The 22,850-nt window shown below is 70.5% G+C and carries 22 protein-coding genes; 7 read left to right on the top strand and 15 right to left on the bottom strand.

All coding sequences use genetic code 11. The features are described 5' to 3' along the window. Positions 1-143: 143 nt before the first annotated feature. Positions 144-1,091: a hypothetical protein gene (locus ABT352_RS20320; RefSeq protein WP_350946423.1), complete on the bottom strand. Its 948-nt coding sequence runs from the start codon at positions 1,089-1,091 to the stop codon at positions 144-146. A 294-nt stretch (positions 1,092-1,385) separates the two neighbouring features. On the opposite strand from ABT352_RS20320, the gene ABT352_RS20315 reads away from it, so the two are divergent. Further along, positions 1,386-1,964: a GtrA family protein gene (locus ABT352_RS20315; RefSeq protein WP_350946422.1), complete on the top strand. Its 579-nt coding sequence runs from the start codon at positions 1,386-1,388 to the stop codon at positions 1,962-1,964. A gap of 114 nt (positions 1,965-2,078) precedes the next feature. On the opposite strand, the gene ABT352_RS20310 is transcribed toward ABT352_RS20315, so the two are convergent. The 9 genes from ABT352_RS20310 to ABT352_RS20270 all read right to left on the bottom strand — a co-directional run bounded on the left by ABT352_RS20310 (position 2,079) and on the right by ABT352_RS20270 (position 9,529). Further along, a complete protein-coding gene (locus ABT352_RS20310; protein WP_350946421.1) occupies positions 2,079-3,356 on the bottom strand; it encodes an ATP-binding protein in 1,278 nt (425 codons plus the stop codon). 3 nt (positions 3,357-3,359) lie between these two features. Continuing rightward, positions 3,360-4,028: a response regulator transcription factor gene (locus ABT352_RS20305; protein WP_012888073.1), complete on the bottom strand. Its 669-nt coding sequence runs from the start codon at positions 4,026-4,028 to the stop codon at positions 3,360-3,362. 250 nt (positions 4,029-4,278) lie between these two features. Beyond that, complete coding sequence (gene bfr, locus ABT352_RS20300) at positions 4,279-4,761, bottom strand: bacterioferritin (protein ID WP_350946420.1); 483 nt, start codon at positions 4,759-4,761, stop codon at positions 4,279-4,281. Positions 4,762-4,776: 15 nt separating this feature from the next. After that, positions 4,777-4,956 (bottom strand): (2Fe-2S)-binding protein, encoded by a 180-nt coding sequence (locus tag ABT352_RS20295; protein ID WP_350946419.1) that lies wholly within the window; start codon positions 4,954-4,956, stop codon positions 4,777-4,779. Between the two features lie 322 nt (positions 4,957-5,278). Then, positions 5,279-5,896: an MBL fold metallo-hydrolase gene (locus ABT352_RS20290; RefSeq protein WP_350946418.1), complete on the bottom strand. Its 618-nt coding sequence runs from the start codon at positions 5,894-5,896 to the stop codon at positions 5,279-5,281. Further along, positions 5,893-6,978 (bottom strand): S-(hydroxymethyl)mycothiol dehydrogenase, encoded by a 1,086-nt coding sequence (locus ABT352_RS20285; RefSeq protein ID WP_350946609.1) that lies wholly within the window; start codon positions 6,976-6,978, stop codon positions 5,893-5,895. The genes ABT352_RS20290 and ABT352_RS20285 overlap by 4 nt, the downstream gene beginning before the upstream one ends. A gap of 76 nt (positions 6,979-7,054) precedes the next feature. Beyond that, complete coding sequence (locus ABT352_RS20280) at positions 7,055-8,014, bottom strand: adenylate/guanylate cyclase domain-containing protein (RefSeq protein WP_502992882.1); 960 nt, start codon at positions 8,012-8,014, stop codon at positions 7,055-7,057. 141 nt (positions 8,015-8,155) lie between these two features. Continuing rightward, positions 8,156-8,671: a PH domain-containing protein gene (locus ABT352_RS20275; protein ID WP_350946416.1), complete on the bottom strand. Its 516-nt coding sequence runs from the start codon at positions 8,669-8,671 to the stop codon at positions 8,156-8,158. 33 nt (positions 8,672-8,704) lie between these two features. Then, complete coding sequence (locus ABT352_RS20270) at positions 8,705-9,529, bottom strand: biotin--[acetyl-CoA-carboxylase] ligase (protein ID WP_350946415.1); 825 nt, start codon at positions 9,527-9,529, stop codon at positions 8,705-8,707. A gap of 153 nt (positions 9,530-9,682) precedes the next feature. On the opposite strand from ABT352_RS20270, the gene fdhD reads away from it, so the two are divergent. Then, positions 9,683-10,699 (top strand): formate dehydrogenase accessory sulfurtransferase FdhD, encoded by a 1,017-nt coding sequence (fdhD, locus tag ABT352_RS20265; protein ID WP_350946414.1) that lies wholly within the window; start codon positions 9,683-9,685, stop codon positions 10,697-10,699. A 15-nt stretch (positions 10,700-10,714) separates the two neighbouring features. Here the strand turns inward: fdhD and ABT352_RS20260 are convergent, their stop codons facing one another. The 3 genes from ABT352_RS20260 to ABT352_RS20250 form a co-directional block, all read right to left on the bottom strand. Further along, positions 10,715-13,351, bottom strand: coding sequence for a phosphoenolpyruvate carboxylase (locus tag ABT352_RS20260; protein WP_350946413.1), 2,637 nt, complete (start codon positions 13,349-13,351; stop codon positions 10,715-10,717). 201 nt (positions 13,352-13,552) lie between these two features. Then, positions 13,553-15,160: a hypothetical protein gene (locus tag ABT352_RS20255; protein ID WP_350946412.1), complete on the bottom strand. Its 1,608-nt coding sequence runs from the start codon at positions 15,158-15,160 to the stop codon at positions 13,553-13,555. Then, a complete protein-coding gene (locus ABT352_RS20250) occupies positions 15,136-15,921 on the bottom strand; it encodes an ABC transporter ATP-binding protein (RefSeq protein WP_350946411.1) in 786 nt (261 codons plus the stop codon). Before ABT352_RS20250 ends, ABT352_RS20255 begins: the two co-directional genes overlap by 25 nt. 114 nt (positions 15,922-16,035) lie before the next feature. Between ABT352_RS20250 and ABT352_RS20245 the strand changes: the two genes are divergently transcribed. The 5 genes from ABT352_RS20245 to ABT352_RS20225 all read left to right on the top strand — a co-directional run bounded on the left by ABT352_RS20245 (position 16,036) and on the right by ABT352_RS20225 (position 20,988). Further along, entirely contained in the window at positions 16,036-17,640 is a 1,605-nt protein-coding gene (locus ABT352_RS20245) for an acyl-CoA carboxylase subunit beta (RefSeq protein WP_350946410.1), read from the top strand. Further along, positions 17,637-17,843, top strand: coding sequence for an acyl-CoA carboxylase subunit epsilon (locus ABT352_RS20240; protein WP_350946409.1), 207 nt, complete (start codon positions 17,637-17,639; stop codon positions 17,841-17,843). Before ABT352_RS20245 ends, ABT352_RS20240 begins: the two co-directional genes overlap by 4 nt. A gap of 101 nt (positions 17,844-17,944) precedes the next feature. Continuing rightward, positions 17,945-18,886 (top strand): NYN domain-containing protein, encoded by a 942-nt coding sequence (locus ABT352_RS20235; RefSeq protein WP_350946408.1) that lies wholly within the window; start codon positions 17,945-17,947, stop codon positions 18,884-18,886. A 159-nt stretch (positions 18,887-19,045) separates the two neighbouring features. Further along, positions 19,046-20,455 carry an AlkA N-terminal domain-containing protein gene (locus tag ABT352_RS20230; RefSeq protein ID WP_350946407.1) on the top strand — a complete coding sequence of 470 codons (1,410 nt, stop codon included), beginning with the start codon at positions 19,046-19,048 and terminating at the stop codon, positions 20,453-20,455. After that, positions 20,452-20,988 (top strand): methylated-DNA--[protein]-cysteine S-methyltransferase, encoded by a 537-nt coding sequence (locus ABT352_RS20225; protein WP_350946406.1) that lies wholly within the window; start codon positions 20,452-20,454, stop codon positions 20,986-20,988. Before ABT352_RS20230 ends, ABT352_RS20225 begins: the two co-directional genes overlap by 4 nt. 133 nt (positions 20,989-21,121) lie before the next feature. Here the strand turns inward: ABT352_RS20225 and ABT352_RS20220 are convergent, their stop codons facing one another. Further along, positions 21,122-22,045 carry a hypothetical protein gene (locus ABT352_RS20220; protein ID WP_350946405.1) on the bottom strand — a complete coding sequence of 308 codons (924 nt, stop codon included), beginning with the start codon at positions 22,043-22,045 and terminating at the stop codon, positions 21,122-21,124. Continuing rightward, on the bottom strand, positions 22,042-22,671 hold the full coding sequence (locus tag ABT352_RS20215) for a hypothetical protein (protein ID WP_350946404.1): 630 nt from the start codon (positions 22,669-22,671) through the stop codon (positions 22,042-22,044). The genes ABT352_RS20220 and ABT352_RS20215 overlap by 4 nt, the downstream gene beginning before the upstream one ends. Between the last annotated feature and the right edge of the window lie 179 nt (positions 22,672-22,850).

The raw sequence follows: 22,850 nt of genomic DNA, 5'->3' as shown, positions 1-22,850 counted from the left end.
CGGGTCCGATGGGACTGGCCAAAGAAGGGCTGCTCACAGCGGTTAAGTTTACCGTCGCACGATGCGCGGCCAGGCGTCGGGCGGACGGCGGGTGGCCGGCGGGTGGCCGGCGGACGCTGTGACAGGGTCGTGACGGGGTGAGGTCAGTCCGCCGTGAGGGTGGCGAGGCCGCGGCGCAGGCCGGTGGTGGCGAGTTCGGCACCCTTGCCCATGATCTCGGTGGCGACGAGCACGACCTCGGTCCCGGTCAGCCTGGCGGTTCTGGTCCTGCCGGTGAAACCGCGCAGGTCGGCCTTGCCGTAGAGGGGGCGGGCCAGGGCGGAGCGCCCCTCACGGGCCCTCTGCCGGTGTTCGATCTCCAGGGCGTGGATGACCAGGGCACCGCCGCCGGGCAGCAGCAGCGCGCGCTGGGGGCCGACGAGCAGGCGGACCTCGGTGGTGAGACGGTCGGGCCGCACGCTCTGCGGGCGCCTGACCAGATCACCGAAGAGATCACGGGCCGGGTCGCCCTTGGGGAAGGTCACCCCGCTCACCCCCGCCGGGTCGGTCAGGTAGGCCAGGTAGCGCTGCGGCACAAGGCGGGCCTTCACCCCCACCGACGGGTCGTCGGCGGGCACCGCGCCCTCGGTCGGCTCGCGGATCTCGCCCCTGATCGGGATGGGCCCGGCGCCGAGCCGCCACTCGCCGCCCTCCTGGACGAAGAGGAAGTAGGCCGGGTCGGGCTCTCGGGCCAGGGCGACGAACCAGCGGTCCTCGCCGACGGTGCCCGGCAGGTACAACTCCGCCACGCTGTAGGACTTCCTGGCGGGGGCTGGGCGGCCGTTCCGGGTCGCCTCACAGGCACGACCGCCCAGCGCTCTCTCCGCCCAGGTGGTGAGCCTCTCGACCGTCGCGCAGTCCTTGTCGCGCCAGGCGTCGTCGAGCCTGCTCAGCAGCGCGAGGGCGTCGGTCGCCTCGCCGAGCTCCACCTCGGTGGACGCCTCGCGCGACGGGCCGCCGGCCTCGGGGGTGGTGACCCGCGTCTCGCTCCCCGCACCGCAGGCGGTCGTCATCGACAGGCCCAGGATCAAGGCGAGGAGTCGGCGGCGCAAGGGTGGATCCCCGGGGTAGTGGCCGTCGCGTACGGCAGTCCGTCTGGACCGACCACGGGAGGCGGAGCTGCCGAGGGCTTCCCGTGATCTACCGGGTCAGCGTAACGTCACCGCCCCCATTTATCCCGTGTTATGAGACATTTGTTGAAAAGGCACTTGCTGACGGATATCTACACCGACGAGTCAACCTCGCGCGGATCACGCCTCCTCACCGGTAACCTGACCCGAAGAGTGTTCGAGATCCTCCGAAGCGGCGGATCGGCGGCCGACCCCCGAAAGGACCGTGCAGGAAACGTGGAGTTTCTCCGACACGCCTACCGGCGGCTCGCCGACCTGGCGCGCGAGCTGGCGAAGTTCGGGACGATCGGCGCGATCGCCTTCGTGGTCGACACCGGCGGCACCAACCTGCTCAGGTTCGGTCTCGGCTGGGGACCGCTCACCTCCAAGGTGATCGCCACGATCGTCGCGGCGACCCTGGCCTACCTGGGAAACCGCTACTGGACGTTCAGGCACCGCGAGCAGAGCGGCCTCGCCCGCGAGTATTTCCTGTTCTTCGTCCTCAACGGCATCGGCCTGCTGATCTCGCTGCTGGTGATCGGCTTCGTGACCTACACCCTGGGCCTGCAGGACGTGCTGAGTTACAACATCGCCCTGCTCACCGGTACCGCCCTCGGGACCCTGTTCAGGTTCTGGTCGTACAAGAAGTGGGTCTTCCTGCCGATCTCGCCGCCCGTGGGGCAGGCGGAGCCCGTGCCCGGTACGCCGCCCAACCGGTCGGCGGTGCCGAACAGCCAGGTCAACGGCCACATGTATCTCCTGGGCAAGCCGGCGGAAGAGAACACGCCCCCCACCGGCCCGCGCCAGTCCGGCTGATCCGCGCGTTCCCTCGACCCGGGGTGATCGTCCGCCGCACCGGATCGGACGGCCACGAGATGGCACCCGCGGAAACGAGTCCTGCTTCGATCGAAGCGCGCCGGCCGGCCGCGGTCAGGCGGGCCCGCGGACGACGCGGTTCCTGACGGTCTCGCCCACCTGACGCAGAAAGAGCGCGAACGTCGCGGGACGCGCCTTCACGAGCTCCAGACGTCCGCCGTCCGCCGCGGCCTGCGCCCTGGCGAGGGGCAGGCCGAGCCCGGTGCCACCGCCCCCGCTCACGTTCCGCTCGAAGACCCGCGGAACCAGGTCGTCGGTGATGCCCCTGCCCTCGTCGGCCACCTCGATCACGACGGACCTCTCCTTGGTGCAGGTGGTCACGGTCACCGTGCCGTCTCCGTGCTTCAGCGAGTTCTCCAGCAGGGTGGAGATCACCTGGCCGATGCCGCCACCGGTGCCCAGCGCCTGGAGCCCGCGCGTACCGGCCAGGCTGAGCCGCCGCCCGGCCCTGCGAAACGCGGGGCCCCACTCGATGAACTGCTGGTCGAGCAGCGTGTCGAGCTCGACGACCTCGGACTGTGCCTGACGCTGCCTTCTGGCGGTGGCCAGCAGCTCGTCGATCACGGCGGTGAGCCGTTCGGCCTGCACGATCGCGGCCTCGCCCTCCTCCTTGACGATGCCCGGCTCGTCGGCGGCGGCGACGATCTCCTCAAGTCTCATGGTCAGGCCGGTGAGCGGGGTGCGCAGCTGGTGGGAGGCGTCGGTGGCGAACTCCCGCTCCCTGGACAGGAGGTCGGAGATGCGGGTCGCGCTGCGGTCGAGCACCTCGGCCACCCGATCGAGCTCCTGGATGCCGTAGCGGTGCTTGCTCGGTCTGGCGTCGCCGGAACCGAGCCGCTCAGCGATCATCGCAAGGTCGCTGAGCGGTAAGCTCAGGCGGCGCGACTGCACTATGGCGAGCCCCACCGCGACCGCGAGGGCAGCCGCGGCGAGTCCCAGGATGAGGAACAACCACGCGCGGACCTCGCGCTCCACTCCCGTCTTGTCCCGGCTGACCGCGACGTACACGCCGTTCTCCGACTGCGCGTCCTCGGTCATCTTCTGGTTCTCGGGGGGCTCGGTGCCCACCGTTATCACCTGGGGCGGCGTCCCTTTCGCGTAAATCTGAATGTAGAGATCGGAATACTTGCGCTGCAGCTGGTGCTCGTCGACGGGCTGATCCTGGATCCGGGCGTACTCGACCTCCCCCAGCAGGCTTCTGGCGTGCGAGGAGAGCTCCTGGGTCGCCTCCTCCTCGATGAGCCGGTTGACCGCCACACCGAGGGGGATGCCGAGCAGCAACACCCCGATGACCGCGACGAGGAGGGTTGAGGAGAGCAGGCGGCGACGCATCCCCTACTCGCGCTCGAACCTGAAGCCGACTCCTCGAACGGTCGTGATGTATCGGGGCTTGGCGGCGTCGTCACCGAGTTTCCGGCGGAGCCACGAGATGTGCATGTCCAGGGTCTTGGTCGACCCCCACCAGTTGGTGTCCCACACCTCGCGCATGATCTGCTCGCGGGTGACCACCTTTCCCGCGTCCCGGACCAGGACCCTCAGCAGATCGAACTCCTTGGTGGTCAGATGCAACTCCTTGTCTCCCATCCACGCGCGACGTGAGTCGGCGTCGATGCGCACGCCCTGGACCACGGGCGTCTCGGACGTGCCGCGCCGCAGGAGCGCGCGGACGCGCGCCAGCAGCTCGGCGAGGCGGAAAGGCTTGGTGACATAGTCGTCGGCCCCGGCGTCGAGGCCCACCACCGTGTCGACCTCGTCGACACGGGCGGTGAGGATCAGCACGGGAGTCCCGTGGCCCTCGGCGCGAATGCGCCGGGCCACCTCCAGGCCGTCCATCTCGGGCAGGCCCAGATCGAGAACGATCAGGTCTATGCCACCCGACAGAGCCCGCTCCAGAGCCTGCGGGCCATCAGGGCTCACCTCTACTTGATAACCCTCGCGGCGCAGAGCTCGCGCCAGTGGCTCGGAAATCGAGGTGTCATCCTCGGCGAGTAGTACACAGGTCATGTTGCGATCGTAGGACCTTAGGGGATCGTTTCCCGGGTACAGCGCGCGGTTTGACTCGTCGTTGACCTATCCATTGACCTGGGCAAACACTGATAAATCCCGGATAGTCATCCCGCAACGGCCGAGGGCCACGGAGTAGGTCTCCCGCATTGGAAGTGCCTGGAAAGCACAGCGCCCCAAAAGGGGGAGGCGACAAAACAGAACACGCCCACCAGAGGGGATCTGGTGGGCGTGTTCATGCTTTATTACCTCAAGACGCCGAGGGCGGCTCTGCGTAGCGGGCGAGGTAGAGCTGCTCCCCGAGGCTCCCGATGAGACCCAGCTCGGTCTCCAGGTAGTCGATGTGGTGCTCCTCGTCCTCCAGGATCTCCTCGAAGAGCCGGGCCGAGGTGGTGTCGCCCTTCTCACGCATCAGGATGATGGCGGGCTTCAGCCGGTTGACGACCTCAAGCTCGACGTCCAGGTCGGCGCGGAGCTGCTCGGCGACGGTCTGGCCGATGTGGAGGGTGCCCAGCTTCTGGTAGTTGGGCAGTCCTTCAAGGAAGAGGATGCGGTCGGTGAGCTTCTCCGCGTGGCGCATCTCGTCGATGGACTCTTCGCGGGTGTATTTGGCCAACCGGGTATACCCCCAGTTCTCCTGCATCTTGGCGTGCAGGAAGTACTGGTTGATCGCGGTCAGCTCCGCGGTCAGCTGCTCGTTGAGCAGTTCGATGATTTTCTTGTCGCCCTGCATGGCGGGCTCCTCGTGCTATGCGGTCGGCATCAAATCTTCAGACCGCTTCAGGATCGCACAGATTTTTCGCACGCAAGAAGCACAGTCGCCGCCGGCGCCCGTGGCATCGCGGATCTGGCGCGCGCTTCTGGCCCCTGCCGAGATGCAGTCGTGCACCTCGTTCTCGGTCACCGCGCGGCAGAGGCATACGTACACGGGAGTGCGACCTTTCTGGAGGCTACCATAGGTTAGGCACACCTAAACTAGCTCATTTGGTAAGCCTTGCCTATGTGAACTAGGGCACACGACCTTAATCTCTCTGTCATCGGTCCGAAGTTCCCACCCGGGCGGCAACCGGTCGACGTGCGGAAAACCTCACGACCTCAGGGCCGACTGGCGGGCGATCACCGGAAAAGGTCCGCCGGAAACCCGGGAAGGGGACCCGTGGACACACCACCGAGGCAGGGGAGCGGGAAACGCGAACGCGCCCCGGCGAAGGCCGGGACGCGTGAGCGGATCGAGTGCGGAAAGACGCGGGTCAGTGGCCCCTGGCGAGCCATTCCTCCAGGTGCCCCGCCTCCGCGCCGATGGAGGTGGACTCGCCGTGACCGGTGTGCACGGCCGTCCCCGGCGGCAGGGTGAGCAGCTTCGCCGTGATCGACTCGATGATCGTGTCGAAGGAGGAGAAGGACCTTCCCGTCGCGCCGGGACCCCCGTTGAACAGGGTGTCGCCGGTGAAGACCGCGCCGATCTCCGCCCCGTACAGGCAGACCGCGCCCGGAGCGTGGCCGGGCGTGTGCAGCACGGTCAGCTCGACTCCGCCGGCCGAGAGCACCTGCCCGTCCTTGAGCGGGGTGTACGGCAGGTCGGTGTAGACCATCTCCCACAGCACCTGGTCGGCCGGGTGGAGCAGGATCGGCGCGCCCGTCCGCTCGGCGAGGTCGGCCGCCGCGTCGATGTGGTCGTTGTGCGCGTGGGTGCAGACGATGGCCTTGACCTCGCGGTCGCCGACCCTCTCGGCGATCGCGGCGGCGTCGTGGGCGGCGTCGACGATCAGCACCTCGCTCGCCGAGCCGACGATCCAGACGTTGTTGTCGACGTCCCACGTCCCGCCGTCCAGCGAGAACGTTCCCGAGGTGACGACCTTGTCGATCACAGGATCACCACCGAACGCAGGACCTCGCCGCGGTGCATCTTCGCGAAGGCGTCCTCGATGTCGCCGAGACCGATCGTCTCGGAGACGAAGCGGTCGAGGTCGAGCCGCCCCTGGAGATAGAGGTCGATGAGCATGGGGAAGTCGCGGCTGGGCAGGCAGTCGCCGTACCAGGAGGACTTCAGCGCGCCACCTCGGCCGAAGACGTCGAGCAGCGGCAGCTCCAGCGTCATGTCCGGGGTGGGCACCCCGACCAGGACGACGGTCCCGGCCAGGTCGCGGGCGTAGAAGGCCTGCCGGTACGTCTCCGGGCGGCCGACCGCCTCGATGACCACGTCCGCGCCGTTGCCGCCGGTGAGCTCCTTGACCGTCTCGACCACGTCGGAGGTGCGGGAGTTGACCGTGTGGGTGGCGCCGAACTCCTTGGCCCAGGCGAGTTTGCGGTCGTCCACGTCCACCGCGATGATCTTCGAGGCGCCCGCCAGGGCGGCGCCGAGAACGGCCGCGTCGCCGACGCCGCCGCATCCGATGACCGCCACGCTGTCACCGCGGGTCACGCCGCCGGTGTTGATCGCCGCGCCGATGCCCGCCATCACGCCGCAGCCCAGCAGCCCGGCCACCTGCGCCGGTGCCGCAGGGTCGACCTTGGTGCACTGCCCGGCCGCGACCAGGGTCTTCTCGATGAAGGCGCCGATGCCCAGGGCCGGGCTGAGCGGCGTGCCGTCCTCCAGGGTCATCTTCTGGGTGGCGTTGTGGGTGTTGAAGCAGTACCAGGGACGGCCTCGCAGACACGCCCGGCACTCGCCGCAGACGGCCCGCCAGTTCAGGATCACGAAGTCACCGGGGGCCACCTCGGTGACGCCCTCGCCGACGGCCTCGACCACTCCCGCGGCCTCGTGGCCGAGCAGGAACGGGAACTCGTCGTTGATGCCGCCCTCGCGGTAGTGCAGGTCCGTGTGGCAGACACCACAGGCCTGGACCGTCACCACGGCCTCGCCAGGGCCGGGATCCGGCACGATAACGGTCTCCAGCGAGACGGGCTCGCCCTTGCCACGCGCGACCACGCCTTGCACGGTGTACGGCATGTCCTGCACCTCATCTGTCATGGTTTCGATCTTCACGGGGCCGCTTACCGATTGAACGGACTTGGGCACCCGGCAGTCAATGATTACCAGCCCGGCGCAACACGTAGGGCTGCACCACCCCCAGGCCACGGGCCGGCCGCTGGCGGATGCGGCCGATCTCGACACCGGGCGCGCCCTTCAGCGCCTCGGCCAGCCTGTCGTCGACGACGACCGTGCCGGGGCGGGCGATGGCGGTGAGCCTGGCCGCCAGGTTGACCGTCGTACCGAAGACGTCGCCCATGATCGGCAGCACCGGACCGTACGCGAGCCCGATCCGCACCTCGGGCCCGTACCTGCGGATCGCGCCGACCAGATCCAGGGCGATCACCGCGGCCTTCCTCGGGTCGGCCGCCGTGAAGAACACCTCGTCCCCGAGCGTCTTGACCATCCGTCCCCCGTGCTCGGCGACCACGTCCGAGGCCCGCGACTCGAAACCCTCGACCAGCTCGGCCAGGCCCCGCTCGTCCAGCTCGCGCGAGACCCGGGTGAAGGAGACCAGGTCGGCGAAGCCCACCGCGAGGGTGAGCCTGTCCGGCACGATCTCGTCGGTGATGTCGGCGAGCGTGAGCAGGCGGGTCCCCGCGGCGGCGAGCTGGGCGCGCCAGATGTGGACCAGTATCTGCTCGAAGTCGGGGAGCAGCCGGCGCGAGGTCTCCATGACCGCCGCCAGGTCCTCGTCGGTGGGGCGGCGGCCCGGGTCGAGCATCGCGCCGATCATGATCTCGGCCTGCCACTGCGCGAGCCTCGCCGTCGTCTGGCCGAGCGCCCTCGCCATCCGGATGACGGTCTGGTCGTCCAGCAGGTCGCCCTCCATCATCGCCCGGACCCGCTCCAGCACGGCCACGTCCGCGTCGGTGAAGGCCACGGCGTCGTCCGGGAGCGTGGCGAACCCCAGCGCGCGCCAGATCCGCTCGGTGAGCTCCTGCGGCACCCGGGCAAGACTCGCCACCTGGATCCGGGTGTGGCGAGGAGACGCCCCGACGAAGAGGCGTTCGATCTGCTCGGCCGTCGGGCGTCCGGCGTGAGCCTGCTCGGCCGCCGGAGGTCCGGCGTGGGCACGCTCGGCCGCCGGACGTCCGACGGGGACCTCCGCCTCTCCCCCGGCCTCCCCCGGATCCGGGAGGTCACGCCCCACGGGTCACCGTCCGGGTTCCGACGGCTCCCCGTCGAGCGCGTCGTCGAGCGCGCGGAACAGCTCGGCCCGGACCTCCTGGATGTGGGGGATGTCCCGCAGCGTGATCCGGCCCTGCTCGCTCGCCGACTCGACGACCAGCGTGCCGCAGCCCAGGAGCCTCTCCATGAAGGTCTGGTCGGCGCTGACCGAGTTCACCTTGACCATCGGGATGTCGTCGATGGACTTGTTCAGCACCCCGGTGCTGATGGTGAACCGGTGCGAGGTGAGGATGTAGACGGCGTTCTTCCAGCGCAGGTACGGAATGAACGACCACACCGTCAGCAGGCCGACGGCGATCACCGCCACCGCGACGCTCGCGTAGAGCCGATATTCGAAGTCGGGCATGAAGTAAAGGGCGGCACCGGATCCTGCGCTGATCAGGATCAGCATGAGGAACGGGCCGGTGAGTCGCTTCCAGTGAGGGTGGAACGACGTGATCCGTCGCTCCCCCTCCGTCATGTGGTGATCGGGTAGACCCATGGGGCAAATCGTGACACGTGCGCATGCCCTGCGTCACGAGGTGTGAGGCCGAACATGCACGACGTCACCCGCGCTGAGCGTGTGCTCCTCCCCCTTGGAGCTGACGAGCAGGTGCCCGGCGCGGTCGACGCCGGTGGCGGTGCCGGTCAGCACCCGCTCGCCCGGCAGCTCCACCCTCACCTCCCGGCCGACCGTGGCGCTGACCGCGAGATAGGCGGCCCGCAGGCCGCACGCCTCGACGTCGCCGTCCGCCTCCGACCACTCGCGGTAGTGGGTCTCGATCTCCCGCAGCACCGCGCGCAGGATCGGGTCGCGGTCGGTGCAGGCGGCCTTCTCGACGGCGAGGGAGGTCGCGGTCTCCACCGGCAGCTCCTCCGGGCGCACGCTCACGTTGAGGCCGACCCCCACGATCACCGCGCTGTCGATCCGCTCGGCGAGCACCCCGGCGAGCTTGCGTTCGCCGATCAGCAGGTCGTTGGGCCACTTGAGCCGTACGTCGATCTCGGCGACCTTCCGGACGGCCGACGCGACCGCCAGGCCGACGAGCAGGGGCAGCCACCCCTGGGTGGACATGGGCGGGTCGGGACGCAGGAGCACCGAGAACGTCAGGCCGGAACGCGGCGGAGCGCTCCAGACACGGCCGAGCCTGCCGCGCCCGGCGAACTGGGACTCGGCGACGACGACGGCTCCCTGCCGTGCGCCGTCGCGGACGGCGTGCGCGAGGTCGGCGTTGGTCGATCCGGTCCTGTCGACCACGGTGATGCCGGACCAGAGGCCCCCGGGACGGACCAGGGCGCGGGTGAGCGCCGCCTGGGAGAGCGGCGGGCGGTCAAGATCGGTGAAGGGCGAGTCGAGCACTTAGCCATCTTGCCTCCACTAACGACCCCCTGTTACCGAATTAATCCAATGACCAGGGAATACTGTTACCGAAGTCTGGGTCGGCGGGCAAGGTCAGGCCTTTGACCGGGTCGGGAAAGCGTGCGGAAGGTCGCGAAAAGAGACGATGAACGTATGAGCAGACATCTCAGCGCGCGGAACACGACCGGCACGGGGGGCGATCCCGGCTCCGAGATGGGTACGGGCCCGGCGGCGGCCCGAGAGGCGGGAGGGGACACCTCGGAACCTGCCTTCGCCAGGAAGGCGACTCCGGGCTCAAGAACGGACTCGGGCTTGGAGATCGTGGAGGCCGTGCGGAGACCGGGGCCCACCACCAGGGCGCGGGTCGGGCAGATGCGGGCGGGGACCCTTCACGAGCGCCGGGACGACCTCGCCACCGAGGAGCCGATGGAGATCCGCATCCAGGCGGGCGAGGAGCGTCGCACGGTCGCGATCACCATGCGCACCCCCGGGCACGACTTCGAGCTGGCGGCCGGATTCCTGTACGGCGAGGGGGTCGCGGCACCGGCGGACGTCGCGTCCATCGCCTACTGCACCGACGAGGACGTGCCGCCCGAGGCGCGCTACAACACGGTGACCGTACGGCTGCGCGGTCGCGTGCTGCCCGACCTGCCCTCGCTCGACCGGCACTTCGTGACGTCGAGCGCGTGCGGCGTCTGCGGCACCGCCGGCCTCGACGCCCTGCGCGGCCGCTGCTCGCCGCTGCCCGACCAGGAGGACCTGCTCGTCTCCCCCGAGGTCCTGTACGACCTCCCCGACCGGCTGAGGAGCGCCCAGGGGGTCTTCGGCAAGACCGGAGGGCTGCACGCGGCCGGCCTGTTCACCCCCGACGGTGAGCCGCTCGCGGTCCGCGAGGACGTGGGGCGGCACAACGCGCTGGACAAGCTGGTCGGCTGGGCCATGATGGGCGGAAGACTGCCGCTGGGCGGGCACGTGCTCATGGTGAGCGGGCGGACCAGCTACGAGATCATGCAGAAGGCCCTCACCGCGGGCCTGCCGGTCGTCTGCGCGGTCTCCGCGCCGTCCTCCCTCGCCGTCGACCTGGCGAGGGAGTTCGGGATGACGCTGGTCGGCTTCCTGCGCGAGGAACGCTTCAACGTCTACGCGGGAGCCCACCGCATCGGCCGCTGAACCGTCCGCCCGCGCTCAGCCGGTGTTCTGCAGGCCGGCGGCGACGCCGTTGACCGACAGGAGCAGCAGCGTGGACAGGCGCTCGCGCTCGCCCTCCGACAGCCCCTCGTCCGCGCGGAGCGTGGACAGGGCGCGCAACTGCAGGTGGGAGAGCGCGTCCACGTACGGGTCGCGGAGCTGCACCGCGCGGGACAGCACCTTGCGGTCCTCCAGCAGGCGGGTGTGGCCGGTGATCTCCAGGACCAGGCGGCGCGTCAGGTCGTACTCGGTCAGGACCTGCTCGACGAAGTCGTCCCTCGCGCCGAGCGCGAGGTAGCGGGCGGCGATGTCGCGGTCGGTCTTGGCGAGCGACATCTCCACGTTGTCCAGCAGCGAGGCGAACAGCGGCCACTCGCGGTAGGCGGCGCGCAGCTCGTCCAGGCCCGCCTCGGAGATCACCGCCTCCAGGCCGCTGCCCAGGCCGTACCAGCCCGGCAGGTTGACCCGGGTCTGTGCCCAGGCGAACACCCACGGGATGGCCCGCAGGTCGTCCAGGGACCTGGGCGCGCCGAGACCGCGCCGGGCCGGGCGGGACCCCAGGCGCAGCGAGCCGATCTCCTCCAGCGGGCTGACCAGGGAGAACCACTCGGGAAAGCCGGGCGCCTCGGTCAGCAGCCGGTACGCCTTCTCCGAGGCGGAGGCGACCCGTTCGGCCACACCGCGGAAGCGTCCCGCCGCCTCGGCCGTCCGGGCCTCGATGGACGGGGTGGAGGCGAGCAGGACCGCCGAGGTGACCTGCTCCATGTGGCGGCGGGCGATGGCGTCGTGGCCGTAGCGGGCGAAGATGACCTCGCCCTGCTCGGTGACCTTGAACCTGCCGCCGACCGACCCTGGGGCCTGCGCGAGCACGGCCCTGTTGGCCGGGCCGCCGCCTCGGCCCAGGGCGCCGCCCCTGCCGTGGAACAGCGTGAGCGGCACGTCGTGCTCGGCCGACCAGGTGGCGAGCGCCTCCTGGGCCTCGTAGAGCTTCAGGGTCGCGGCGGCCGGGCCGAGTTCCTTGGCGGAGTCGGAGTAGCCGAGCATGACCTCCAGGCGCCGCTCCTCGGCGAGCCTGGCCTGTACGGCCGGGATCTGGAGCATCCCCGACAGGACGGCCGGGGCGGCGGCCAGGTCGGCGCCCGACTCGAACAGCGGGACGACGTCGAGCCTGGGGGCCCGGTCGCCCATCGCGTGCGCGGCCAGCGCGTGGACGGCGGCGATGTCGTCGGCCGAGCGGGTGAAGGAGACGACGTAGCGGCGGCAGGCGGTCACCCCGAACCGCTCCTGGATCCAGGCGATCGTGCGGATCGTGGCCAGGACCTCCTCGGTCCGCTCGGAGGTGCGCCCGGCGGCGATGTCCTCCAGTGCGGCGGCGTGGACCTGCGAGTGCTGGCGGACCTCCAGCTCGGCCAGGTGGAAGCCGAACGTCTCCACCTGCCAGATGAGGTGCTGCAGCTCTCCGTACGCCTGCCGGTTCGCCCCGGCCTCGACCAGCGAGTCCTGGGCCGTGCGCAGGTCGGCGAGCAGCTGCTCGGGCGAGCGGTAGGCCAGGTCGAGGCCGCGCTGGCGGGTGGCCGCGATGCGGGCGGCGACGAACATCAGCCACTGCCGGTGCGGCTCCCTCGGGGAGCGGGTCGCCATCTCCGAGACCACGTCGGGGTGGTCGTTCACCGCGCTCGACAGCGCGGCCCTCAGCCCCGCCGAGGCGGGGGTGTAGTCGGCGGTGAGGGTGAGGGAGCGGCCGATCCTGAGCGTGGCGTTCTCCAGGGCGATCAGCACGTGCTCGGCCTGGATGAGCACCGCGTCCCTGGTCACCTTGGAGGTGACGTTCGGGTTGCCGTCGCGGTCGCCGCCGATCCAGCTGCCGTACCTGATGAAGGCGCGGGCCCGGGGCTTGGCGGTGCCGCCTCCGCCGCCGAGCGCGGCGTCCAGGGCGCGGTAGACCTGCGGGACCACCCGGAAGAGGGTCTCGTCGAAGGCCGCCATCGCGGTGCGCACCTCGTCCAGCGGGTCGAGCTTGGTGGACCTGAGCTGGGCGGTACGCCACAGCAGGTCGATCTCCTCCAGCAGCCGCCGCCGGGTCTCCGCCCGCTCGGCCGCGCCCCTGTCCGAGCTGTTGTAGGCGGTGAGCTGGCCGCTGATGCGCTGGATCGCGGTGACCACGGCGCGCCTGCGGGCCTCGGTGGGGTGCGCGGTCAGCACGGGGTGCAGGCGCAGTCCCTCGACGAGCTCGGCGACCTTGCCGTCGCCGAGCTCCTGCACGGCCTGTGCCAGGGACTCGGGCAGCGGCTCCTCGCCGGTGTCGCGAACCCTGAGCGTGCGGATCCTGAAGTGCTCCTCGGCGAGGTTCGCCAGGTGGAAGTAACAGGTGAACGCGCGGGCGATCTGCACCGCGCGGTCGATCGGCCACTCGGCCACCATCGCGGTGATCTCGTCGACCGACACCTGCTTTCTGCGGGCCCCGATGACGGCCTTGCGTAGCCGTTCGACATCGGCGAGCAGGTCATCGCCGCCATGCTCGGCGATGACCTGCCCCAGGAGCTCGCCGAGCAGTCGCACGTCCGCGCGCAGCTCGTCGGGCATCTCGGTGACAGCGGAGGAACGCTCTGCCTGATGGGACACGGTGGCGGGCATGCTCGCCAGCGTACCCAGTCCGTTTTGTCGAACGGAGACCGGTCTCACCCATTGGACTAGACCACTGAGGAGGCTGCTCCCCTGCCGTTCCCGGGGCCGTGCGTGACAGTCGCCGAGGACCGTTCTTCACCGTTCCGGCAGCCGTCGGGCCGCCGCTCCCCTCCGGGCCCGCGTACGGCCAGGAGGGGAGGCGCGGGGGCGTCAGGTGGCGACGGAGGTCGCCTGCAGGAGCGCCGGATACCTGGCGAAGGCGATCTTTCCCGCGATCCTGCGTCCGCCCCAGGAGAGCAGCAGCCCGTACGGCACCGCGAGCGCGCTGACCCAGGTGAGACCGAGCAGGACCGGCAGGACGATCGGCAGCGCGAGCAGGCCGGTGCAGATCAGCGCGCCGAACGACGCCACGAAGGCGATGCCGCCCTGGCCGGGGGCCGCGCCGGTGAAGGCGTTCAGGCGCTCGGGCACGGTGTAGGGCACCAGCACGCTGGTCAGCGCGCCCACGCCGAGCCCGGCCCCCAGCACGCCCCAGGCGGTGAGCGCGGCGGGGACCACCCACCCGACGTCCCCGGAGAGCAGCGCCGCGACCGCGGCGAGCAGGAGCAGCAGCGGGACCGCGATCGTCGCCACGGCGAGGTGCCTCCCGGCGATGTCGGTACGCCAGTCGCGGTCGCTGCCGTAGGCGACGGCGTTCATCCACAGGGAACGGCCGTCGATACCGAAGGCGTTGCACCACTGGATGCTGATCATCACCGCGCCGATGCAGGCGGGCGCGATCGCGAGGACGCCCCCGGCCGCGCCCTCGCCGTCCCCGTACATGGAGAAGGCCATCACGCCGGTGACCGCGATGGCGGCGAACCAGCCGACCCTGCCTCGCGGGTCGCGCCTGGCGTACCTGAACTCCTTGCCCACGACCGCGGCGAGCGGGCCGTCGGGCAGGACCTTCGCCGGCAGGCCACGGGAGTTGCGCACCGACGCGCCCTGGGTGGAGGCGTCGGGGGTGACCAGGGCACGGCGCAGCGCCGCGATCCACAGCCACCCCGCCCCGGCGATCAGGAGCGCGAGCAGGGCCGCCCCGGCGAGCGCCGTCAGGCCGCCGTCGGCGATGGAGCGGGCCGCGACACCGGAGGGGGTCCAGCTCAGCGCCGAGGCCAGGGCGTGCAGCACGGCCCTGGGATCGGCCGACACGCCGCCGTTGATCAGCAGGTTGGGCAGCTGGGCCGCCAGGACGATGAAGACCACCGAGACGGCGAGCACGTCGCGGCCCCTGCGGGTGCGCAGGATCCCCGACAGCGACGTGGTGACCAGCCGGGAGAGCATGACGCAGAGCGCGAAGTGGAGCAGCACCACGACCGCGCCCAGGAGCACCCCGCCGATCCCGGTGGCCAGACCGGCCACCGCCCCCGCCGTCACGGCGAGCGAGGCGAGCGGCCACACGCCGGTGATCGAGGCGGCGAACATGCCGGTGACGAGCTGGCCGGTCCGCAGCGGGAACAGGGCGAGGCGCGACGGGTCGAGCGTGTCGTCCACCCCGAACGCCAGCAGCGGCACGATCGCCCAGCCCACCAGGAAGACGGTGAACAGCACCGTCACGGTCTCCACGGCGACGTCGGCGGACGCGAGGCGCAGCGAGGACATCATCAGGAAGCCGACGGTGCCGAAGAGGAGCGCGGCGATCGTCGTGAAGACGAACCCCAGCAGGCGCTGGGTGCTGCCCCGCAGGTTTCCCGCGACGAGCCGCAGCTTGAGCCGCACGAACACCATGGGCCCCACCCGTACGGTCCCGGCGTTCACGAGGGGGTCGCGCCCAGCCACGACAGGCCCTCCCGTCCCGCCGGATCGCCGTCGCCCCTCGCCCCGACCAGGGCGAGGAACGCCTCGTTGAGACTGCGGCCCGCCCTCACCTCGTCCAGCGGCCCCTGGGCGACGATCCGCCCGCGGTCCATCACCGAGACCCAGTCGCACAGGCGCTCGACGAGCTCCATCACGTGGCTGGAGAAGACCACCGTCGAGCCGGAGGCGGTGTAGCGCCTGAGCACCTCGACGAGGGTGTTGGCGCTGACCGGGTCGACGCCCTCGAACGGCTCGTCGAGGAAGAGCACGTCGGGGTTGTGCAGCAGCGCCGCGGCCAGGCCGATCTTCTTGCGCATGCCGGTGGAGTAGTCGACGACGAGCTTGTCCGCCGAGCCGGTGAGGGCCATGACGTTCAGCAACTCCTCCGCCCGCCGGTCCACCTCGGCCTTGGGGATGCCGCGGAGCTGGCCGTTGTAGGAGAGCAGCTCCCTGCCCGACAGGCGCTCGAACAGGCGTAATCCCTCGGGGAGCACCCCGATGCGGGCCTTGACCGCGCCCTGGTCACGCCAGACGTCGGCGCCACCGATGTGGACCGAGCCGTCGTCGGGGCGGAGCAGGCCGGTGACCATGCTGAGGGTGGTGGTCTTCCCCGCCCCGTTGGGTCCGACAAGCCCGGCGAAACCGCCCTGTGGCACGACCAGGTCGACACCTCCCACGGCGACCTGCTGCCCGAATCTCTTGACCAGCCCCCGTGTTCTTACCGCCTCCGTGATATCTGCCATGGCGCCGCCCTTCCCCCAGCTTGACCGATCAGTCCACTTCGGTTCACTCGCAGGGAGGAAACGAACGATCGCCCCCGATGGTTCGCGATGTGAGCGGACGGTTACCCTGCTGGAATGAGCGAGCCCCTGAGCGCCGAACCGCTGGATTCCGGACCCGACATCCACACGACGGCCGGCAAGCTGGCCGATCTTGAGCGCCGCCTGGGTGAGGCGGCCCACGCGGGTTCGGCACGAGCCGTCGAGAAGCAGCACGCCGCCGGGAAGATGACCGCGAGGGAGCGGGTGCTCGCCCTCCTCGACGAGGGCAGCTTCGTGGAGTTCGACGAGCTGGCCAGGCACCGGTCCACCAGTTTCGGCCTGGAGCGCCAGCGGCCGTACGGTGACGGGGTCGTGACCGGGTACGGCACGGTCGACGACCGCCCGGTGGCGGTGTTCGCCCAGGACTTCACGGTCTTCGGCGGGTCCCTGGGCGAGGTCTTCGGAGAGAAGATCGTCAAGGTGATGGACCACGCGCTGAAGACCGGTTGCCCGGTGATCGGCATCAACGACTCCGGAGGGGCGCGCATCCAGGAGGGCGTCGTCTCGCTGGGCCTGTACGCCGAGATCTTCCGGCGCAACGTCCACGCCTCCGGGGTGATCCCGCAGATCTCGCTCGTCATGGGCCCCTGCGCGGGCGGCGCCGTCTACTCGCCCGCGCTCACCGACTTCGTGCTGATGGTGTCGGAGAAGTCGCACATGTTCATCACCGGCCCCGACGTGATCAGGACGGTCACCGGCGAGGAGGTGACGTTCGAGGAGCTCGGCGGTGCGCACACGCACAACTCCCGCTCGGGTGTGGCCCACTACGAGGCGTCCGACGAGGCCGACTGCCTGGATTTCGCCAGGGCGCTGCTGTCGTACCTGCCCTCCAACAACATGGACGAGGCGCCGGCGTTCGACGCCGATCCGCCGCTGGAGACCACCGACTCCGACCGCGAGCTCGACACGCTCATCCCCGACTCGGCGAACCAGCCCTACGAAATGCGGACGGTTCTCGAACACGTCCTCGACGACGGCGAATTCCTGGAGGTGCACGCGCAATTCGCGCCGAACATCCTCGTGGGTTTCGGCAGGGTCGAGGGACGCTCCGTGGGGATCGTCGCCAACCAGCCGATGAGTTTCGCCGGAACGCTGGACATCGCGGCCTCCGAGAAAGCCGCGAGATTCGTTCGTACTTGCGATGCCTTTAACATTCCCGTACTGACATTCGTCGACGTTCCCGGATTCCTGCCGGGCACCGACCAGGAATGGAACGGGATCATCCGGCGCGGCGCCAAGCTGCTCTACGCCTACGCGGAGGCGACCGTGCCCCTGGTCACGGTCATCACCAGGAAGGCGTACGGCGGGGCGTACGACGTCATGGGGTCCAAGCACCTGGGCGCCGACATCAACCTGGCCTGGCCGACCGCGCAGATCGCGGTGATGGGCGCGCAGGGCGCGGTCAACATCCTCTACCGGCGCGAGCTGGCCGCGGCCGAGGAGCCGGACGCCGCGCGGGCCAGGTTCGTGACCGAGTACGAAGACACTCTCGCCAACCCGTATCTCGCGGCCGAACGTGGGTATGTGGACGCCGTGATCCGCCCTTCAGACACCCGCGTCCAGATCGTCAAGGCGCTACGGGCCCTGCGTGGCAAGCGCGCGACCCTGCCCCCGAAGAAGCACGGGAACATCCCGCTATGAGACACCTGAAGATCATTAAGGGGGACGCGACCCCCGAGGAGATCGCCGCGGTGGTGATCGCCCTCTCGGCGCTTGCCACACCGGCGAATCCGGTGCGAAAAACCCCGCAGACCTCGAAATCCTGGAGCAATCCCTCAGATCGCATGCGAAAAGCACTTCCTGTCGGACAAGGCGCGTGGCGATCCAGCGCGCTGCCGAGATAGATCCAAGGAACGGGGTGTCAAGTTGCGCGAGAGTTGGGACCATCTAAGAAATGGGCGCATATAGTCAGCCGATCAGCTAGTTCCGAGGCCTGGAGGACGACATGAGCATCCTGGACCTCACATCACATCCCATCGCCGCGAAGTACGCCGTCCTGGTCGACGTCGGCTATCTGTACGCGGCGGCCGGGGAGGTGCTCCTGGGCGCCAAGGAGCGCAAGGAATACCGGGTGGCGGCGGACGAGCTGATCCAGGCGTTGCAGAAGCACGCCGAGGAGCGCATCCACGGCGAGCTGCTCCGGATCTACTGGTACGACGCCGCCCGCGACCGGGTGCCGACCGTCGACCAGCGGGTCATCGCCCAGCTCCCCTGGGTCAAGGTGCGCCTGGGCAACCTGAACGCGCGAGGCCAGCAGAAGGGCGTGGACGCGCAGATCAGGAGCGACCTGGAGGCGCTGGCCAGGCACCACGCGGTGAGCGACACGATACTGCTCGCCGGGGACGAGGACATGGTCCCCGCCGTCGAGGCCGCCCAGGCCTACGGGGTGCGGATCCACCTGTGGGGCGTGGAGCCCCCCTACGGCACCAACCAGGCGGAACGCCTGGTCTGGGAGTCCGACACCGTCGAGATCATCAGCGCCGACTTCCTGCGCTCCTACTTCAGCCGCGCCCCCGCACCGGTCCCCGTGCCGGTGCCCCCGATCGCCCCCTCCCCCGCCCAGGTCTTCGCCGGGCGCACCGCCGCCAAGCCCAAGGCCCCCGTGGGCCAGGTCACCAAGCTGGGGCCGAGCCGCCCGCGCGTCGAGGAGGTCGGCGAGCACGTCGCCCAGAAGTGGATCCTCACCCGCGGCCGCGACAACATCCGCGACCTGCTGCCGGGGCCGATCCTGCCCACGGTGATCGACACCGAGCTGCTCATCGAGGCGGAGAAGGAGCTGGGCCACTCGCTGCGCCCGTACCCCGAGGCGCGCGTCTGGCTCCGCGACGGATTCTGGGCCCGCGTCTACCGGGAGTTCGAGATCGGCGTCGGCGTCTCCTCCAAGTGACCTCCGCCGGACCGTCCGGTCCCCGGCCTGTGTCGCGACGACTGCCGCGGCCGGTTCCCGGCCCCCGGTGGACCGTCCCGGCCCCGGCGCGACGGGCCGCCACGGCCAGGTCCGATTCCCGCCAGCCGTCCCCCCTGAGCCGCGGGTAGCGTCGTCACCGTGTCCGTGAGAGAGCTCGACTTCGACTCCTGTTACCGCGCGGTGGCCGCGAGGGACGCCCGGTTCGACGGGCGGTTCTACACGGCGGTCACCTCCACCAACATCTACTGCCGGCCGATCTGCCCGGCACGCACCCCCTCCACCCGCAACGTGCGGTTCTACCGCCACGCGGCCTCGGCCGAGGCGGCCGGGTTCCGGCCGTGCAAGCGGTGCCGGCCCGAGCTGAGCCCCGGCGATCCCGGCTGGGACCACCGGGGCGACCTGGTCGGCCGGGCGCTCCGGCTGATCGACGAGGGGGTGGCGGACGACGGCGGGATGACCCGGCTGGCCGGGCGGCTGCACATCACCGGACGGCACCTGCACCGGCTGTTCACCGCGGAGATCGGCGTGGGCCCGCTCGCCGTGGCCAGGACCAAGCGCCTGCTGCTGGCCAAGCAGCTGCTCACCGAGACCGGGCTGCCGATCGTCGACGTGGCGTTCGCCTCGGGTTTCGGCAGCGTACGGCAGTTCAACGCGACCATGAAGGACACCTACGGCTTCACCCCCGGCGAGCTGCGGGCGACGACGGGGGCGAGGCCGGAGATACGCGGCGACGCGCTCACCCTGCGGTTGCACCGCAGGGAGCCCTACGACGCCGAGACTCTGATGCGGTTCCTGGCGGCGAGGGCGATCCCGGGGCTGGAGCACGGGGACGGCACCTCCTACCGCCGGGCCGTCCCCGGCGGAACGATCACCCTCACCCCCGTGCCGGGCCACGTACGGCTGGAGGTGAGCGTCGACGACACCCGCCACCTGGCCAGGATCGTCGCCCGCTGCCGCCGCCTCCTCGACCTCGACGCGGACCCCGAGGCGATCTCCTCCGCCCTCGGCGAGACCTCGCTGGCTCCGCTCGTCGCCGCCCGCCCCGGGCTGCGCGTGCCCGGCGCCTGGGACGGTTTCGAGATGGCCGTCCGCGCCGTGGTCGGCCAGCAGATCTCCGTCGCCGGTGCCCGTACCATCCTGGGCCGCGTCGCGGCCAGGGCCGGGCGCGCAGGCGGCGACCAGGGCCTGCCCCATCTGTTCCCGACCGCGGAGGAGCTCGCCGAGGCCGATCTCGCCGGGCTGGGCCTGACCGGGCGGCGGGTGGCGACGCTGAAGGCGCTCGCCGCGCGGGTGGCGAGCGGCGAGATCGACCTGGACGGCGCGCAGGAGCCCGCGCGAGCGGTGGCCGCCCTGCTGGAGGTTCCCGGCATCGGGCCGTGGACCTGCGGTTACATCGCGCTGCGGGCGCTGCGCGACCCGGACGCCTGGCCTGGCGGAGACCTCGGCCTGCGGCGGGCCATGGCCTGCCTCGGCATCCCTGAAGATCACATCGAGCGGTGGCGTCCCTGGCGGGCGTACGCCGCGCTGCACCTTTGGAGCTCGGAATGATAGAGGCACAGGTTCTCGACACCCCGGCAGGTCCGCTCGCCATGCTCGCCCGCGAGGGTGTGCTGCTGGCGGCGGGCTTCACCGCGGCGGGACCCGAGGAGATGTTCGCGCGGCTCTCCCCCGAGGTACGCGCAGAAGGGCTCGTTCTCAGCGACGACCTGGGCGGGCCGGCGCGGGCGGTACGCGACTATCTGGACGGCGACCTCGCCGCCCTCGACGCGGTTCCGGTGGAACAGCCGGGCACGCCCACCCGGCAGCGGCTGCTCGCCGCCCTGCGCCAGGTGCCCGCGGGCGTCACGATCAGTTACGCCGAGCTCGCCGAGCGGGCGGGGCTGCCCAGGACCGCGGCCAGGGCCGCGGGGTCCGCGTGCGCGCGGAACCTGATCGCGCCGTTCGTCCCCTGCCACCGCATCCTGCCGTCCACCGGCGGGTACGGCGGCTACTACTACGGCACCCCGGTGAAGCAGTGGCTGCTCACCCACGAGGGGGCAGCGGCCGCCGAACGGCTCAGAACCCACGAGAAGGGCCGCTGACCCGGCTATCCCCGCCGTGTTCCGCGTCTCACCGGCCGCCCACCGGCCCGTGACCGGTCCTCCTCGACGCACCCCGCGCCGGGTCCCGGGACGGCCGACGGTCCTCCCGGGACCCGGTGATCGCCCCGGACGGTCAACCGGCCTTTCTCACCGTGCTCTGCACCTCGCCCACCGGGACGTCGCGGGTCACCCCCACCTCGATCGGGTCGTAGACGAAGGGCACCACGTCGTCCTCGACCTCGATGGGCCAGACCGAGGTGACCTCCAGCACGTAGACGTCACGCGGCTGGTCGATCGAGGAGCGCAGATAGCGGACGCCGCAGGTGAACTCGGCGCCCTGCTGGTACGGCTTGCCGCCCGGACCGCACTCCTCCTTGACCTCCGCCCGGTCCGCGGTGGTACCCGCGTCGATCTGGATGTCCTGCAGGGTGGCGGTCACGGTGGCGCTCATGATCCCGGGCAGCGTCGCGGTCACGGACCTGGTGGTCTCGCCGACACCGCTCAGCCAGACCCAGGTCGGCAGGTTGACGTAGCTCTTGGCGTCCGGGTTGAGCTCGATCTTCGGCTCGGGGACGGTGAGCGCGGCGCGGGCGATGTCGACCAGTTCGGCCATGGTGATCCCCGCGGGCGGGGTCGTGTTGGGCGGTACGAACACGTAGGTGTCCAGCCCCATCTGGCAGCTCACCCCGTTGGGATCGGACGAGTCGTGGGCGACCGTCCACCAGCGCCCCTCCTCGCCGAGCTTCTCCACGAAAGGCTTGAGTGCCTCCTGCCGGGTCTGCGGCGCGCCCGGGTCCACCCGGGTGGTCCGCTGCTGGAAGTCCAGCATCTCTGAGGCGTTCTGGGCGGGTTCGTACCAGCAGGGCCGCTTGAGCCGGTAGCCGTCGCTTTTTCCCCCGCGGCCGTTCCCGCTGATGATGATCTGGGAGTTCTTGAGACTGACCCCCGCCGTGTTCCCGTCCTGGTTGCCTCGGACCTGAACATCGGAGCCACCACCGCCGCCACCGGGATTCGGACCGAGCAGCAGCAGCCCCGCGACCACCACATTCATGATCATCGATGACATCCCTTCGAGGCGTCACTGAAAGGTTTGGCGTGCTGGAGCAGCTTGATCCGCCAGACCCCGTCGTCACCCCGCCGGAGACCGGCGACCTGGAGGAAGGGGCGCCTGGCCCAGTCGGGCTGCTTGCGGACCGCCTTCCCGGTCTCCGCGTCCAGCAGTCGCATCCCGGTCTCGTCCACGCACGCGTTCAACTCGGCTCCCCTGCCGGTGACCGAGACGACGTTCAGCGCGTACAGCCGGGAAACCCCGCGCACCGAACGGCGCTGGTCCAGGAACGCCTTCACCCACGCGTACGCGTCCATGCTCGCCCCCTCCTGGACCGTCTCGTAGTACGCGGTGTCCTCACCTCCGGTGACGACCGAACGGAAGGACCCGGCACGGTAGTCGCGGAAAGTGTTGATCATCGCGATGGTGTCCTCGTCGGTCGTGACCGGCCACTCCACCACCACCTGGACGTCTGCGGAGACCTGGACCGTCTCCACCCTCGGCGCCGTCGGCGCCGTCGCGGCGGAGCCCGGCGCGGAGGTCTCGGCGGGAAGGTCGACGGGAGTGAACCGCTCGGCCTCCGACGGGGCGCAGGCCGTCGACAGGAGTACGACCAGCGCGATCGCGACACGCACACCGATCACGCTAGGAGCGCCCGACCACCGAAACCACCGATATGCGCGATTCGGCATGACTCTCTCCTCGTCCTCCTCGCGGCCCTCCTCACGACGACCCGTCACACCTCCCGCCCGACGGTCGCCGGGCGCGGCACCCGCCCGCCACCGCGTGACGTCCGGCGCACGGGCCGGGTCCG

This window comes from Streptosporangium sp. NPDC000563, assembly GCF_040299985.1.
In the GTDB taxonomy this organism is placed as follows: Bacteria; Actinomycetota; Actinomycetes; order Streptosporangiales; family Streptosporangiaceae; genus Streptosporangium.
The sequence above is the reverse complement of the archived record's forward strand: the minus strand, read 5'-3'. Positions and strand labels throughout refer to the sequence as shown.

Bases quoted from the DNA above. Each gene is read 5' to 3' on its own strand.
- ABT352_RS20285 (WP_350946609.1), bottom strand. From the start codon at position 6,978: ATGCCGTACACCGTGCAAGGCGTGGTCGCGCGTGGCAAGGGCGAGCCC.
- ABT352_RS20235 (WP_350946408.1), top strand. From the start codon at position 17,945: ATGAGCATCCTGGACCTCACATCACATCCCATCGCCGCGAAGTACGCC.
- ABT352_RS20220 (WP_350946405.1), bottom strand. From the start codon at position 22,045: ATGATCATGAATGTGGTGGTCGCGGGGCTGCTGCTGCTCGGTCCGAAT.
- ABT352_RS20310 (WP_350946421.1), bottom strand. From the start codon at position 3,356: ATGCGTCGCCGCCTGCTCTCCTCAACCCTCCTCGTCGCGGTCATCGGG.
- ABT352_RS20275 (WP_350946416.1), bottom strand. From the start codon at position 8,671: ATGGGTCTACCCGATCACCACATGACGGAGGGGGAGCGACGGATCACG.
- ABT352_RS20225 (WP_350946406.1), top strand. From the start codon at position 20,452: ATGATAGAGGCACAGGTTCTCGACACCCCGGCAGGTCCGCTCGCCATG.
- ABT352_RS20260 (WP_350946413.1), bottom strand. From the start codon at position 13,351: ATGCCCGCCACCGTGTCCCATCAGGCAGAGCGTTCCTCCGCTGTCACC.
- ABT352_RS20240 (WP_350946409.1), top strand. From the start codon at position 17,637: ATGAGACACCTGAAGATCATTAAGGGGGACGCGACCCCCGAGGAGATC.
- fdhD (WP_350946414.1), top strand. From the start codon at position 9,683: ATGAGCAGACATCTCAGCGCGCGGAACACGACCGGCACGGGGGGCGAT.
- ABT352_RS20250 (WP_350946411.1), bottom strand. From the start codon at position 15,921: ATGGCAGATATCACGGAGGCGGTAAGAACACGGGGGCTGGTCAAGAGA.
- bfr (WP_350946420.1), bottom strand. From the start codon at position 4,761: ATGCAGGGCGACAAGAAAATCATCGAACTGCTCAACGAGCAGCTGACC.
- ABT352_RS20305 (WP_012888073.1), bottom strand. From the start codon at position 4,028: ATGACCTGTGTACTACTCGCCGAGGATGACACCTCGATTTCCGAGCCA.
- ABT352_RS20245 (WP_350946410.1), top strand. From the start codon at position 16,036: ATGAGCGAGCCCCTGAGCGCCGAACCGCTGGATTCCGGACCCGACATC.